At 34.2% G+C, this 16,295-nt stretch carries 10 protein-coding genes; 7 read left to right on the plus strand and 3 right to left on the minus strand.

From position 1 onward, the window contains the following. Window positions 1–26 precede the first annotated feature (26 nt). The 3 genes from JR050_RS15550 to JR050_RS15560 form a co-directional block, all read right to left on the minus strand. Window positions 27–1,214 carry a CDP-glycerol glycerophosphotransferase family protein gene (locus JR050_RS15550; RefSeq protein ID WP_204204442.1) on the minus strand — a complete coding sequence of 396 codons (1,188 nt, stop codon included), beginning with the start codon at window positions 1,212–1,214 and terminating at the stop codon, window positions 27–29. A gap of 1 nt (window position 1,215) precedes the next feature. Next, window positions 1,216–1,605 carry a glycerol-3-phosphate cytidylyltransferase gene (gene tagD / locus JR050_RS15555; protein WP_204204443.1) on the minus strand — a complete coding sequence of 130 codons (390 nt, stop codon included), beginning with the start codon at window positions 1,603–1,605 and terminating at the stop codon, window positions 1,216–1,218. Window positions 1,606–2,014: 409 nt separating this feature from the next. After that, window positions 2,015–6,550 carry a PA14 domain-containing protein gene (locus tag JR050_RS15560; protein WP_204204444.1) on the minus strand — a complete coding sequence of 1,512 codons (4,536 nt, stop codon included), beginning with the start codon at window positions 6,548–6,550 and terminating at the stop codon, window positions 2,015–2,017. A gap of 317 nt (window positions 6,551–6,867) precedes the next feature. Between JR050_RS15560 and rfbA the strand changes: the two genes are divergently transcribed. The 7 genes from rfbA to tagU all read left to right on the plus strand — a co-directional run bounded on the left by rfbA (window position 6,868) and on the right by tagU (window position 16,290). Next, a complete protein-coding gene (gene rfbA, locus JR050_RS15565) occupies window positions 6,868–7,734 on the plus strand; it encodes a glucose-1-phosphate thymidylyltransferase RfbA (RefSeq protein ID WP_204204445.1) in 867 nt (288 codons plus the stop codon). 27 nt (window positions 7,735–7,761) lie between these two features. Then, window positions 7,762–8,817 carry a dTDP-glucose 4,6-dehydratase gene (gene rfbB, locus JR050_RS15570; protein WP_204204446.1) on the plus strand — a complete coding sequence of 352 codons (1,056 nt, stop codon included), beginning with the start codon at window positions 7,762–7,764 and terminating at the stop codon, window positions 8,815–8,817. A 14-nt stretch (window positions 8,818–8,831) separates the two neighbouring features. Beyond that, window positions 8,832–10,826, plus strand: coding sequence for a CDP-glycerol glycerophosphotransferase family protein (locus JR050_RS15575; RefSeq protein WP_204204447.1), 1,995 nt, complete (start codon window positions 8,832–8,834; stop codon window positions 10,824–10,826). 40 nt (window positions 10,827–10,866) lie between these two features. Beyond that, window positions 10,867–12,153: an ATP-grasp domain-containing protein gene (locus JR050_RS15580; protein WP_204204448.1), complete on the plus strand. Its 1,287-nt coding sequence runs from the start codon at window positions 10,867–10,869 to the stop codon at window positions 12,151–12,153. A gap of 1 nt (window position 12,154) precedes the next feature. Then, window positions 12,155–13,285: a DegT/DnrJ/EryC1/StrS family aminotransferase gene (locus JR050_RS15585; RefSeq protein ID WP_204204449.1), complete on the plus strand. Its 1,131-nt coding sequence runs from the start codon at window positions 12,155–12,157 to the stop codon at window positions 13,283–13,285. Next, window positions 13,278–15,128: a glycosyltransferase family 2 protein gene (locus JR050_RS15590; protein WP_204204450.1), complete on the plus strand. Its 1,851-nt coding sequence runs from the start codon at window positions 13,278–13,280 to the stop codon at window positions 15,126–15,128. The genes JR050_RS15585 and JR050_RS15590 overlap by 8 nt, the downstream gene beginning before the upstream one ends. A gap of 217 nt (window positions 15,129–15,345) precedes the next feature. After that, complete coding sequence (tagU, locus tag JR050_RS15595) at window positions 15,346–16,290, plus strand: polyisoprenyl-teichoic acid--peptidoglycan teichoic acid transferase TagU (protein ID WP_204204451.1); 945 nt, start codon at window positions 15,346–15,348, stop codon at window positions 16,288–16,290. The last annotated feature ends 5 nt before the right edge of the window (window positions 16,291–16,295 follow it).

Here is a 16,295-nt window from a genome sequence, read left to right on the forward strand (position 1 = left end):
GTTAATTCAATTAGTTCCCCCTCCCATTAACCATGTGAAACCTTAAATTGTTCCTCTTGTTTATATAGGTATGATACAAGATTTCGGCTTGATTTGCCAGTTGAGTATCGGTTCCACGTTCTCGCAAAATCCCTAATTTTCTTAAGGTCAAAATGATCATCGTTTATACAAGCAATGATATCCTCAGTATTATACACTACTGGACCAGGAAGCATCTCTTCATAATCCTTCCAAATTCCTCTATCTGTCTTATACTGCTCTAAGTCATATGAAAAGAAAATCATTGGCTTCCCTAATATTGAAAACTCATATGGGATGGAAGAGTAGTCTGTGATTAACAAGTCCGTAATTAATAATAGATGATTAATATCTGAGTAATCGGAATAATCATAAACAAAATTTGGATACTGACGATCAAAATCATTATCTGCTCTTATAGCAGGATGAAGCTTAACAATGACAACATATTCATCCTTTAATTGCTTTTGAAGTAGTTCAAGGTCTAACTTCATATCAAAATGGTTGAGTTGTCCATCTCTATAGGTTGGTGCATACAGAATTACTTTTTTATTTTTTAAAGAAGGATTTGTTCGGTATAAATTTGCTCGAATACTTTTATGAGCTTCAAAGTCATAAAAGAAGTCAGTTCTTGGCATTCCTGTACGTAATATTCGATCCTCAGACAAATCAAATGCTTCCATTAATATGTTAGCAAATGCATCTGACCCGACAACAACTTTATGGAAATTATTATATACTTTTTTAAAACGCATTTGAGCTCTAGCGCTTCTAGAGGCATTAGATTGATCTTTTAAACCGAAAGCTTTAATTGCACCGGCTGCATGCCAAAGTTGAATACATTCTACATCATCTTTGAATAAGACTGCTGATAAAAAACCATAATAATTATCAACGAATACTGTTCTAGAAGTTGCTAGGTGATAGATGGAACGGATAAAGCTAATTATGTCCTTTGTTTCAAAAGCAAGAACAGTCGCATTATCCACTTGACCTTTTATACTTTGAGGGTTTTTACTAAGAAACACTATTTTGCTTGCTACGTCTCTTCTCTTTAGTTCCTCATAAATATAAAGGTTATTTTGTTTGAATGAAACAACAAAGGTCACTTTGTCCTGTAATGGAAACAATTTAAAAAAATTGAACTGTAGTTTGAAAAAAATCAAATACAGTCCAATTATCAATTCTCTCACCATATTAAACTGAAAGTAAATCTTTCTTAATTTTAGTTGTAGAAATACCAATTGTACGTGGTAAATATACAACTTCACAGTAATCTTTTAGGAAATCAAAGTGACCTTTCCAATCGTCGCCCATTACAAATACATCAACATCATGCTTTTGTACATCCGTGATTTTTTGTTCCCAGTTATCTTCTGCAATTACTTCATCTACATAACGAATTGACTCCAAAATCATTTTACGATTCTCGAAGCTGTGATAAGACTTCTTATTCTTAAGAGCATTGAACTCATCAGAAGAAATCGCAACGATTAGGTAATCGCCCATCTCTTTAGCTCTTTTTAATAAGTTAATGTGTCCCCAGTGTAGTAAATCAAAAGTTCCATAAGTAATAACCTTTTTCATTATATACTCTCTTCCCTTCATTTATAATCTTAATCTGTATAGTCCTCGTTTAGATTCAATATCGTGTAATATAGTCTCAACTGTAAGTTAACATTTAGTGATACAATGAAAATAGCAATCTAGTATCATGTCGAATTAAATACAACTTTCATTATAAAACGAATGCTACAAAATTACAATTACATAGTTGCTCTTTTGTAAAAATCTGTAGGATTTTGTTGAACAACAATTTACATTTTAGCATCTGTATAATTTATAACAAGATGATTTTATTGTAAACATAACCTAAAATATCCAATCACAACATATTAAACGTAATTTCGTTTAAAAAAGTTACTAAACAATTTGTTAATTAAATAAAAAAACAAGCTATCATATATTTCGACAGCTTGCTTTGTTTTACGTACATTTATTTAATAATTGATGCAAATTCCCCAGAAACCCAACCTGTTTCTTTCATACCTGGAACATTTACATTATACCAAATTTGGCCATCAACAGTTTTTGTGACGTACTTACTACTGCTGTCCAGTACAATTTTCAAGTATGTTCCATTATTTACGGCTTTTAGCACAGATCCATTAGGGGTACTTCTAATGTTTAAGGTTCCACTACTTACACTTACTTTAAGTAAGTTTTGTACATCCAAGTAATCTCCACTTAACCATCCTAACGTCCCACCAACGTTGACGCGATACCAATCACCCTTAACGTCAGCATTGTGTCCGATTACAGTAACCTCTGTTCCTTTACTTATCTGTTTAATCAGTGTTGCTGGTGTTGCATAAGGCAGTGATCGGAAGTTAAGGTTTTCTGTATTAACCACAATAGCTTTGATTCCTGCTGGATAGTTAATAAACATATTTGGTGGTACAGGTTGTCCACTTGGAATATCACGACTATACGCAGGTGGCTTAGGTGGCGCAATTGTTGATACTGGTTTTTTATCATAGTATTGAGCATCAAACGGTTTTATTTGTTCCATTAAACTAGCAATACCATTTTTCCAGTTTTGATCAGTAGCATATCTGACATTCATTCCTGTTAAAGTCGGACCGTTATAATATTTTCCATTTGAAGTTAAATAATCAGTCTTTACTTGATATGCTACATAATTAATGCTGTCAAAACCAGTAGGGAAGTAATAAGCACAAGTAAATGGACAAGAATCATATGCACCATAACCAAAGAAGTTACGCTTATATTTCGTTAGTGTGGATGATCCCCACCCAGTTTCCCAAATTGCATGGGCAACTAGATATTGTGCATTTACCCCAGTTTTATTTTGAACATCAATAAAGTCTTGAGCATAATTTTTTAATAAACTCTCAGGTTTTTTACGATTAAAGAAGTCGACGATATCCTGCGCTGTGATGTTAGATATTTTACGTAGGTCTACTTCAATATAGGAAGTAGCAGCTACTTTATCTAACTCAAACTTTAAAGATGCAGCCAATTCCCCATCGTAATACTCTACAACAATTTCATGCACTCCAGACGTTAAATCTAAAGTGATTTGACGTTTCTTACCAGAAACATATTGCCAAGAGTCAATCTTTAGTACGCCATCGACCTTTACTCTAACACCGTCATCTGCATGAACAGTTATCGCATAGTCTCCAGGTTCTGTGATGTTGACTTTCTTCGTAAATCTTGCACTGAAATTATCCTTTTGTATAAAAGGAGATGGAGCATCTTGTCCCCAATAATAATCAAGTGTTTGAATAGGCTTTAGTGCATGTTTCCCACCCATAATCACAGGGTTACCATCTAGCGTACGATTGTTATAAAATTCAGCATACCAACCATCTGTTGTAGATATATCTTTGGCCTCACTATACGGTTGTAAGAATGCTTCTACTCTACTACCTTGTGATGCTTCTTTATATCTCACTTCGATTGTATGGATATTGCTGTTATTAATATTATCGATTCTTACCTTAACAGAGTCTTCTCTAAATCCACCGTTTGTGAATCGGTCGACTATCAATTCTCCATCAATGAATACTTGTACGCCATCGTCAGCTCCAGTTCGAAGCACATAATCTCCAGCAGCAATACGCTTTGTAGTCACATATCTTGCTGAGAAATTATCAGGCTCTACCTTTCCAGGCACTGGACTATTTGAACCGTTATTCTCTACTAATGCACCGTAATTCGTTCCAGCCTTTAATACTTTGGCCGCTATTGGTGTACCAGACAGAGTCTGGTTTTGGTAATAGTAGGCTAACCAATCACCAAAAGGTACAACATGGGAGAACACTAGTGCATTTTGATTGCCCTCTTTATAATTTGTAATGACTTTTTGCTCTCCTGCTGAAACATTAACAATAGCTTTATTAACTAGAGAATCACTCGAGTAATTCCATCTATCTATAACTCTACTATTATTAAAATCTACTGTTACTCCATCATCAGCAAATGTCTGAATAAAATAATCTCCAGCATTTAAATACTGACTTTGGTCAAATGTAGCTGTAAAATCATCCGGTTGTACTTCAACATGTGGACTTCCTAATCCCCAATTATAAGCAACCTCTTTTTGGATTGAGTTATAAACTGTTTTTCCTTTTTCAAGAGCAAACTTGATTTGGGAACCCAGTTTTCCATCATAATGCTCTACTTTTATTTCGTGTACACCCTGTGTCAAATTAATTCCAGCCTGCCGAAGATTATTAGACTCATAGTCCCATGAATCTATTTTCTTCTCACCATCCACATAAACACGAACACCATCATCAGCCCACGCATTTAACACATAATAGCCAGGTTCTGTGATATTCACTTTTCTCGTAAAGCGTGTTGCAAAGTAATCATTTCTTACTAACGGACTTGGAGCGTTATTCCCCCAATTTAAATTTAAATCCTGAATCTTACTATCTGTTGTTTTCCCACCTATAAACACAGGATTTCCGGAGAAGGTCGTATTATTATAGATTTCTCCTATCCATCCATCCTCGACAGATAGATTTCTAACTTCAGAGACTGGTAGTAAGTCAACGTTTACTCTACTAGAGAGTTTCCCTTCCTTATACTTCACCTCGATAATATGAATATCCTTCTCCCCAGTTTTATTCGCAAAAAGATCACGAATGTTCACTTGAACAGAGTCCTCTCGGTAACCCACTGGAGTAAAGCGATCTAATACAAGTTTTCCATCAATATACACCTGCAAGCCATCGTCTGCACCTGTTTTCAGCACATAGTCTCCAGCAGGAATTCTTTTTGCAGAGACATACTTTGCTGTGAAATGGTCTTTTGGTACCACACCAGGTACAGGACTTTCCTGCCAGTTGAACTCTTTCAGTCCACTATAACTGCCATTACCTTCTAATACTTTAGAGGCTACAGGAATGCCAGCAAATGATTCATTCGGATAATAATAAGCAAGCCAATCACCAAAAGGGACGATATTAGATAATAAGCTGGCCGTCTTCGATCCTTCTCTATAAAGAGTTGTTATACTGTGGTTACCCTCTTGTAGATTAGTAAGATATGCTCGATTAACTAGATTGGGAGAATAACTCCATCTATTAATCTTTTCTTCCCCGTTTACTTCAACTATGATTCCATCATCTGCTAGTGTCTGAATTAAATAATCCCCGCCATCAAGCATTTGAGATTGATCAAATTTCGCAGTGAAATTATCATATTTACCCGAAACAGGTCCACTTAATCCCCAGTTATAATATAGAGATTTTTCGGCTTTACTGAAGTCCGTTGGAATTTCCGATATACCGAATTTAACACGTGCATTCAGAATATTTTCGTAATACTCCACTTTTATGTCATGAGTACCCTTCGTTAATGGAAGCTTAACATTTCGATAACCACCAGGTACATACTTCCAAGAATCAATTACCTTTTTACCATCAACATACAACCTTACATTATCATCAGCCCATAAGCTCAAGGAATACATACCCGTATTGGCTATTTCTAATTTTCTTGAAAAACGTGCTGAAAAATAATCGTTTGGTATAGAAGTGCTTGGTGATCCTGCTCCCCAGTTATAATCTAAATTACCAACAGGAATAATCGCAGATTTACCACCTAAGATGATGGAGTTACCAGTAAAATCAGATTTGGGGAATACTTCTCCCACCCAACCATCTGCTGAAGTAATGTTCATCACTTCAGAATACGGCTGGATTTCTACGTTAATTTTGCTGTCAAAATATACGTCCTTGTATCTAACCTCTATCCAGTGATTCTCACCATTTACCTCATTATTATTAATTTTCACTTTAACTGCATCTTCTTTAAAGCTGCCGCTGTAGTTAAATCTGTTTATAACAAGTTTTCCATCAATATATACTTGGACTCCATCGTCAGCACCAGCACGGATTACATAGTCCCCAGGCGCAAGCTTTTTGGCTGTTGTAAATGAGACTGAGAAGTTATCCGCTGCAACTCTTTCAGGAACCGGACTGCCTGAACCATAGTTTTGTTCTAATCCTCCATTTGGAGTACCTTGAATAATTTTAGCGGCAACTGGAATACTAGATGTTGTAAGGTTTGGATAGTAATAAGCTAGCCAGCTATCAAAAGGGACTACGTGAGAATAGATGGCAGCACTTTTTACTCCCTCTCTATATTTTGTAAGAATATTATGAGTACCTGCACTTACATTAGGTAAAAGAGCTCGATTAATATTCGAAATATAGGAGTATGCCCATCGATCAATAACCCTTTTGCCATTTACATCAACCGTAACACCGTCATCCGCGAATGTTTGGATAAAGTAATTTCCATTTTCCAAATGTTGTGATTGGTCAAAATCAACAGTAAAGTTGTCAACTGTATTAGAGTCCCAGGCAGGCCCCCCATTCCCCCAGTTAAATTCCACAATCTCAGCCTTTTGGTTAAAATGTTTTGTTTCTGCCGATGTACTTACTTCTGAGAAAAACAATACAAAAAAAGCAGAAGTAACAGCAACTATCAATCTACTAATTTTATACCCCCCCTAATTTTCATTTAGGCTTTACTCTACTTTGTAGAGAAAGCTCGTATACTTGTAATAATATCATAATTTTCATGAGAAGAATTAACCATTTTCTACATATTTGTTTATAAAATCTTAAAGTTCAACAATATTTTTTATTACATTTTGTTTTCAAAGTGTTAGAATTTGTTACAATTTATCATAAAATACCGAATAAAGGTCAATATATATAGTAATCTTTAGTTCATTCATGTAAAATATGTTAGTTGTATAGTTATAATTAGCATATCTTTATACAAATGGAGGGGAACGTATTTATGAAAGGAATTATCTTAGCAGGCGGTTCAGGAACAAGACTGTATCCCATTACGAAGTCAGTTTCCAAACAGCTTTTACCGATATACGATAAACCGATGGTATATTACCCACTTTCAGTATTAATGTTAGCTGGAATTAGAGAAATATTAATCATCTCAACACCTCGTGATATTCCACAATTTCAGGAGTTACTAAAAGATGGAAGCGACTTAGGACTTTCCTTTACATACAAGGTACAAGAAGAACCAAAAGGACTTGCTGAAGCATTCATATTAGGTGAAGAGTTTATTGGTGATGATAATGTTGCACTTGTATTAGGCGATAACATCTTTTACGGGCAAGGATTGACCGAAACGTTAAATAGAGCCGGCAGTTTAAAAGAAGGTGCCATGATCTTTGGTTATTATGTAAAAGAGCCAAATGCATATGGTGTTGTTGAATTCGATGATAATAATAACGTTATTTCTATTGAAGAAAAACCTGAAAACCCTAAATCTAACTATGCAGTCCCAGGTCTTTATTTCTATAATAATGATGTTGTTGAGATTGCTAAAAATGTGAAGCCTTCTGCACGCGGAGAATTAGAGATTACTTCTATCAATGAAGAATATTTAAATAGAGGGCAACTTAAGGTTGAGATATTTGGAAGAGGAATGGCTTGGTTAGATACTGGCACACATAGCAGCTTACTTGAGGCAGGAAACTACGTAGAAGCCGTGCAAAACAGACAAGGGCTATATATCTCTTGTATCGAGGAAATTGCTTATCGAAAAGGCTACATAAATAAGGAACAATTATTAAAATTAGCAGAGCCATTGTTAAAGACAGATTACGGGCAATACTTAACTAGAATTGCTAATTCTTAAATTTTATAAAGAAAGTTGGGAGTTCAGATGAAAACATATTTAGTTACTGGTGGAGCTGGATTTATCGGCTCAAACTTCGTTCATTATATGCTAAATAAATATTCCGATATAAAAATAATTAACGTTGATTTATTAACGTATGCTGGTAATTTAGAAAATCTAAAAGAAGTTGAAAACAACCCAAATTACCGATTCGTTAATGCGGATATTACTAACAAGGATGCTATTGAACGCATATTTGCTGAAGAGGAAATTGACTTCGTTGTAAACTTTGCAGCTGAGTCACATGTTGATAGAAGTATCTCAGACCCTGAGATATTCGTAAAAACAAATGTGATTGGAACGACAAATCTTCTAAATATCGCAAAGCATAACTGGCTAATAGGTGATGATGAATTTAAAGAAGGAAAGAAATTTTTACATGTTTCTACCGATGAGGTATACGGTTCTCTAGGAGAAACTGGCTTTTTCACAGAGGATACACCTTTAGATCCTCATAGTCCATACTCAGCAAGTAAAGCATCATCAGACTTAATGGCAAAAGCTTACCATGATACATACAAAATGCCGATTAATATTACAAGATGTTCAAATAACTATGGACCTTATCAATTCCCAGAAAAGTTAATACCTCTTGTAATCAATAATTGCTTGAATAATACAGACATCCCTGTTTACGGTGATGGTTTAAACATTAGAGATTGGTTATATGTAGAGGATCACTGTAAAGCAATTGATATGGTCATTAATAACGGTAGACTTGGTGAAGTTTATAATATTGGTGGACATAATGAAAGAACAAACATCCAAATTATTAAAACGATTATTAACTATTTAAACGAGAAGGTTAATGGCAACATTACTGAGGATCTTATTAAATACGTAAAAGATCGTAAAGGCCATGACCGTAGATACGGAATTGATCCTACAAAAATTACAAATGAACTAGGTTGGGAACCTGAAACAAAATTTGAAGATGGTATTATCAAAACGATTGAATGGTATCTATCTAATAAAGAATGGATGGAAAACATCACAAATGAGACATACCAAGAATATTACAATAAAACCTACAACAAGTAAGAGAAGGGATTGCGATGATTAGAGGTTTAAAAAGTAAAATAAAAAACTATCTATTAAGACATACAATCAACGAGGTTAACGTTACAAGTACCAACATTAACATATCTGTTGGGAAACTACGTCCCTTTCCTCTTATAAATAGGTATGTAGTATTCAAGGATCGTCAATCTGGCAGAAGAATTGAGAAAAAAGTAAATGGTCAAACGGCTTCTTTACAAATAAGCGAACTACAAGATGTATCTAGTATGGGAACATTCGATGTTTACTTAAAGACTTTTCTCTTGATATCAAACCTGAAGCAGCGGTCTAAACATAGAAAAAAACTTATCAAAAATGATTATGAAGATAAGTCATTAAAGATAAAGGTTATTCAGACGAAAAACAATAACCTCTCAATAAAAGTGGATGAAATTCTGTTCCACCACAAAGTTGTTGACCTTAAAGCTTTGGGTGGTAATGTATCCATCCAGGGCCAATTGGTCGCAAACAAAAATATTGTCCCAGACTCCTTTGAGATTATATTTATCCGACGTGATAACAAGAAAAGTCATAGTTACAGACTTGATTTAAAATCATTAGAACATAATGTCTACGAATATTTTGGAATTCTTCCTATCAAGAAGATAAGACAAGATTTAGTAATGAACTCAAGATGGGATACTGTTATACAAGTTCGTGATGAACATCATACAGTTATTCAAAGAGAGCTTGTTAACTTAAATGAATATCGGGAGTTCCCAAGAGAAGAGCAAAGATATCTATTTAATATAGAAGATGAAGAAAATGTACTTGCCTTCTATGCAACAATGGGGATTCAAAGTTTAGCTTTATGGTATACCGATAAAGCCCAATTTGAGAAAACCTATAACATTGCAAAAGGGAAAAGTATTTTCAATGATACATGTGAGGATGAACCATTAGATTCTAAGATGGTATTCTTTGAAAGCTTCTTTGGCAAAAATTATTCGGGTAGTCCTAAATATATCTATGAAGAAATGTTACGAAACGAGAAATTTCGAGATTATACGTTCGTGTGGTCATATATAGGGAATAATCCAGACGAGATTCCTGGAGACCCTATACTAGTAGATCGCGAAAGAGAGGAGTACTACCGATATTTAGGAAAAGCAAAGTATTGGGTTAACAATATCTTATTCCCTGTCCATCGGAAGAGAGAAGGAAATCAGTATTTACAAACATGGCATGGTACCCCACTTAAAAAGTTAGGATTTGACATAGAGATTGAGGGTCCAGAGACATTAGCTCGGGAAAACTTCTATATTGAATCTCGAAATTGGGATTACTTAATATCTGCTAATCGATATTCTAGTGAAATATTCGGTAGAGCTTTTAAGTTTGATAAAGAAATTATTGAAAAAGGTTATCCATTAAATGATATCTTTTATGCAAACGATCTTTCTGAAAAAATTAAAACGATTAAGTCCAAGTTAAATATTCCATCTGACAAAAAAGTCATTCTCTATGCACCAACTTGGAGAGACAACGAGATGGTTGGGTCTTGGAAGCATTCATTTAACTTAAAGTTTGATTTAGAGCAATTCTACCAACACCTTAAGGATGATTATGTATTAATTTTACGTATGCATCATCTAGTTGCAGAATCTCTACATATAGATGAAAAGTACGAATCATTCGTCTATGAACTATCAAAGTATGATGATATTCAGGAACTTTATGTAATCTCGGATATATTAATTACAGATTATTCTTCAGTCTTCTTTGATTATGCAAATTCGAGAAAGCCAATTTTATTTTATGCATATGATTATGACCTCTATCGTGAGAATATAAGAGGTTTTTATCTAAATATGGAACAGGATTTACCTGGTCCGATTATCAAAACAAGTCAAGATCTATTAGACTCTATTCTCCATATTGAAAATGTTTCGAAGCAATATCAGGCTAAGTATGAGGACTTCTACAATACTTATTGTTATTTAGATGATGGTAATGCCTCAAAACGTGTAATTGAGACGGTATTTGATTAATTTAAGTTTAGAAAAAGGAACGTAAAGGTGTGAGTTTGTATTGAAGAAGAATGTACTAGTTTTTCCTTGTGGTTCGGAAATCGGGTTAGAAATTCACAATGCTCTAAAGTATGTGAAAAACGTGAAATTATTTGGTGCATCCAGCGTAGCAGATCATGGAAAGTTCGTTTACAGAAACTATATTGAAGGTCTCCCAAATATTTCTGAAGACAACTTTATTGAGGAATTAAATAATATTGTATCTGAATATAAGATTGATTATATCTTTCCAGCACACGATAGTGCCGTGTTGAAACTAGCTCAACATAGCGAGAATATTCATGCGGAAGTCATGACTTCTGCTAAAGAAACATGCGAAATATGCAGATCTAAGAAAAAGACGTATGAGTACTTTGCTGAGGAAGATTTCATTGCTCACATGTATACAAATCCTGATGAAGTAACTGAATTTCCTGTGTTTCTTAAGCCAGATGTCGGACAAGGTTCTAAAGGAATTGCGTTAGCAAAAGATCGAACAGAACTAGAATTCATTTTAAGCAAAAGTGAAGGATTGCTAACGTTAGAATATCTTCCTGGTAAAGAATACACAATCGATTGCTTTACAGATCGTAAGGGAGAATTACGCTTCCTTGGAATGAGAGAACGAATAAGAGTGAAGAGTGGAATTAGTGTAAACTCAGTAAACTCTAAGTACAATGAACCTGTTAAAAAAATTGCTGAAAAGATAAATGAAAAACTTAAGTTCCAAGGAGTTTGGTTCTTCCAAGTTAAAGAAGACATCAATGGTGAGTTTAAGTTATTAGAGATTGCTCCTAGAATTGCTGGAACTATGAGCCTTTATCGTAACGTTGGAATTAATTTTCCTCAACTTAGCATTCTAGACAGAATGGGATTTGATCTTGATATTATCGAAAATGATTTCACGATTGAAATCGACCGTGCATTAATTAACCGTTTCAAGCTAGACATTGAATATGAACGTGTGTATGTTGATTTCGATGATACTGTTACATTAGAAGAGAAGGTTAACCCACTAACGATGATGTTCCTATATCAATGCTTATCGAATGATAAAGAACTAATTCTAATTACGAAACATGAAAAAGTCATTTTAGAAACTTTAAAGTCATTAAAGATTGACCCAAATATGTTTAGTGAAATCGTTCAAATTAAAAAAGACGATGAAAAGTATAAGTACTTGAAAAACGATGTTCCTTCTATCTTTATTGACGATTCATTTGTTGAGAGAAAGAAAATTAAAGATAACGCCAATATTCCGGTGTTTGATTTAGATTCAATTGAATCTCTAATAGACTGGAGATATTAATATGACCAACAAACCAACAAAGTTTGATTCACTTATTAATGTTACACAACCTAAGCTTCCAGATTTCAATGAATTTACAAAGCATTTAAAAGATATCTGGGACCGGAAATGGTTGACGAACGATGGCCCGAAACATAATCAGTTTAAGGATGAGCTAAAAAATTATCTATCAGCTAACAATGTAGAATTATTTACTAACGGTCATTTAGCGCTTGAGATTGCGATAAAGGCTTTAGAGTTAAAAGGGGAAATCATTACTACCCCTTTTACTTTCGCATCAACTACTCACGCAATTGTTAATTGTGGATTAACACCGATATTTTGTGATGTCGACTCTACCACTTATAATATTGATGTTAATCAAATTGAAAAACATATCACAGATCAAACAAGTGCTATATTAGCTGTACATGTATTTGGAACCCCTTGTGATGTTGAGGGAATTCAAGAGATTGCAGATAAATATAATTTGAAAGTCATTTATGATGCTGCACACGCATTTGGTGTGGAAATAGACGGAAAGCCTATTGGTAACTTCGGGGATATTTCTATGTTCAGCTTACATGCAACAAAGGTGTTTAATTCGATTGAGGGTGGCTTATTAACCTTTAATGACGAAACATTAACGTCAAAGCTGAAAGCCCTTAAAAATTTCGGACTCACAACTCCTGACTCAGTTGACTATGTCGGCACAAATGCAAAAATGAATGAATTCCAAGCTTCCATGGGCTTATGTAATTTATCCAATATTGAAGAAGACATTGGCTATAGAAAGTATGTTTCAAAGTTATACACAGAGGGGCTAAAGAATTTATCTAACATCACACTTTTATTTCGACAGGAAAATATTAGACACAATTACTCCTACTATCCGGTATTATTAAAAGATGTAAAAATGAGAGATGAGTTACATGAGAATTTAAAGAAGTATAATATCATTACTAGAAAATATTTTTATCCATTGGTGAATGATTTTAATTGTTATAACTTTGATTCTAGCTTAACTCCGGTTGCAAAAAACATAAGTGAACGAGTTCTTTGTCTACCCATCTACTCAGACCTTGATCCTGAAGTAGTAAAGGCAATCTGCAACACTATCAGATATGAATTAGGTGAAATGAGCAATGACTAACTATAAACTCAGTGTCGTAGTGTTAGTTTATAATACTGAAGAATATATACGTGAATGTCTTGACTCGCTTGTCAATCAAACATTAGACGGAATAGAAATTATTATGGTTAACGATGAAAGCCCGGATGATAGTTTATCTATCATAGAGGAATATCAAAAACAATATTCTAATATCAAAGTCATTAATCAGAAAAACAGCGGTGGTGCTGTTGCCGGAAACAACGGTATGAAAATAGCTACCGGTGAGTACATTACGTTGATGGATTCTGATGATGTGGTTCCTCTTGATGCTTACGAGAAATTGTATAACAAAGCTAAAGAAACTGGTTCGGACATCGTTATTGGAAAGCCAAAGATCCTCCTAAACGGGGAAAAGAAGGATGTTCTTTATAAGAAAGAACAGTTAGTTTGGGAAAAAGAGCGAACTATCACGAACATTGAAGAGTTCCCTGATATTTTTTACGACGGATTTTACTGGAATAAAATCTATAGAAGAGAATTCCTTTTTAAGCATGAAGCATTCATGCCACCGGGTATGCTCTATGCGGACCGCCCTATGGTCCATAAAGCATTTCTATACGCAAACCAAATACATATCATTCCAGATGTTGTGTATTATTGGAGAAAACGTGCAGAAGATGCAGCTGCGAAATCGATTACCCAATTAAAAGGTGATATTAAAAATTTCTTAGATAGAATGGAATCCCTTTATTATCAACTTAAGTATTTTAATGATTTTGGAAATCCTTCTCTAACTGACCAGTTCATGAGAAGAAATTTAGACCGCCTCCTCTTCCCTATTAAAGGGATCCTAGAGGACCGTGAATTTAGAAATGTTTATGTAGCTGAAGTGAAAAAAGCTCTAGAACTGATTGAAAATGTATATGATAATGACCTTGGTATCATCAAAAATCTATATTTTTACATGATCTTAAATAATTTACGCGAAGAGTTAATGTACTACCTTGCGATTGATCCAAAGGGAGAAGTAATAGAGGAAGAAGGAAAATATTATTGGTCATTGCCATTCTTCCGAAATCCGTCAGTCGGAATTCCTGATGATTTATTCGAAATTAAAACACTCACAGCTAATATTATTAAGATTGATACAATCAAGGTTGTTAATTCTACACTTAGCATCCAAGGAGTAAAGGTACCAGATACGTTTAATGTAAACCAAATTAAATTAGAATGTAAATCACAAATCCATAATACTCCTTCTTATATTATTGACTTTACTAAACTATATAATGGTTATTCATTGGAATTTGATTTACAAAATCTAAATTCAAACGAACATATCTTTGATTTATATGAGCTAAGTTTAATTGTTGAATACAGTGATTATACAGATAAAATTAGAATGACAAAATCAATGCTAGCTTCTAAAACATCTCTTACATCTGAACGTGAAAATGATTACTATGTACATTTCACAAAGAAAAATAACTTGTCATTAAGAGTGAAAGGTTTCCAGAGTAAGCTCATCGTATCTTTGAATCATACAGGAATTAAGGTAAACAGCGATAGCCAAGATGAATTTATCCTTTATGTCAAAGATCGAGCGTCTAAAGAAGAGATCCAGTTTAAGAAAGAAGCAAATGGTGAACATCATTTAAAATGGTCACACTTCCTGGATCCGAATAGCTACTATAACCTTTACTTACGTGTTTCAAATAATAACTATAGGCTTTCCAGTCATGCAATTAAAGGATTTAGCACACAATCCTTAAAAGCACAGGGCATAGCGATAGAAATGTTTGAGACAACTAAAGGAAATGTATCACTTCGTAGTATCTCTACATTAAGTAAATTTGTAGGAACACTTAGAAAGATTATTTAAATATAAAGCTGACTCAATATTTGGTTGTTGAAGAGCACCATTGTTGAGTCAGTTTTTTATATAATTTTTTTTATATGTAACTACTTCCCTTTTACACACGTCTAATAATTGCTAGTATTTCCTAGTCTCCTACTTATTGACTAGATATAAGTATCTTGGTATTATAGCTAAGTTAAATATTGTAAAAAATATTATTATAGAATAGGATTTGGGGAAAATGACAAAACAACGTAACAAGACAAAAAAGCCAAAGAAATGGCTCTGGATTACATCGAGTATTCTAGGGGTTATTATATTAGCAATTGCTGCCTATGTGTATTCCATCTATCATTCCGTCCAAACCGCTGCTGATAAAATGTATGAAGCACCTACTCGTGAAGTTTCTAAAAAGCGTGAAGAGAAGGTTGAGTTTGTTAAAAAGGATCCCATCTCAATACTTATTTTAGGTGTTGATGAAAGATCAAATGATAAGGGTCGTTCCGATACAATGATCGTTATGACGGTAAATCCAGAAGACAAATCCATGAAAATGGTAAGTATTCCTCGTGATACAAGAACGGAAATTGTAGGAAGAGGAACTCAAGATAAAATTAACCATGCCTATGCATTTGGCGGGACTGATATGTCAGTTGAAACTGTAGAAAACTTCTTAGATATTCCAATTGATTATTATGTAAAAGTAAACATGGAAAGCTTTAAAGACATTGTAGATTCTGTAGGTGGAGTCAATGTGAATAACCCATTCGCATTTAGCGATGGTGGATTTACTTTTAATAAAGGTGAAATTTCTTTAAACGGTGAACAGGCACTTGCCTACTCAAGAATGAGAAAGAAGGACCCTCGCGGAGACTTTGGCCGACAAGATCGTCAAAAGCAAATTATCATGGGCGTCATTCAGAAGGGGGCAAGCTTCTCATCCCTTGGTAAGCATGATGATATCTTTGAAGTGTTAGGAAGCAATGTTAAAACAAACCTAACATTTGATCAAATGGTGGATATTCAAGCAAACTACAAAGAAGCACGTCATAACCTAGAGCAACTCCAAGTTAAAGGTGGCGGGGATACGATTAATAAAATTTATTATTATATTGTTCCTGAAGCAGAAAGGCTTGCATTATCTCAGGAGTTTAAAGAGCATTTGGAATTAGTACAAGGTAATTAGTTTAA

The organism is Bacillus suaedaesalsae, assembly GCF_016890225.1.
In the GTDB taxonomy this organism is placed as follows: domain Bacteria; phylum Bacillota; class Bacilli; order Bacillales; family SA4; genus Bacillus_BS; species Bacillus_BS suaedaesalsae.

Coding starts and splice junctions, on each gene's coding strand:
- rfbB (WP_204204446.1), top strand. CDS start 7,762: ATGAAAACATATTTAGTTACTGGTGGAGCTGGATTTATCGGCTCAAAC.
- rfbA (WP_204204445.1), top strand. CDS start 6,868: ATGAAAGGAATTATCTTAGCAGGCGGTTCAGGAACAAGACTGTATCCC.
- JR050_RS15575 (WP_204204447.1), top strand. CDS start 8,832: ATGATTAGAGGTTTAAAAAGTAAAATAAAAAACTATCTATTAAGACAT.
- JR050_RS15585 (WP_204204449.1), top strand. CDS start 12,155: ATGACCAACAAACCAACAAAGTTTGATTCACTTATTAATGTTACACAA.
- tagU (WP_204204451.1), top strand. CDS start 15,346: ATGACAAAACAACGTAACAAGACAAAAAAGCCAAAGAAATGGCTCTGG.
- JR050_RS15550 (WP_204204442.1), bottom strand. CDS start 1,214: ATGGTGAGAGAATTGATAATTGGACTGTATTTGATTTTTTTCAAACTA.
- tagD (WP_204204443.1), bottom strand. CDS start 1,605: ATGAAAAAGGTTATTACTTATGGAACTTTTGATTTACTACACTGGGGA.
- JR050_RS15590 (WP_204204450.1), top strand. CDS start 13,278: ATGACTAACTATAAACTCAGTGTCGTAGTGTTAGTTTATAATACTGAA.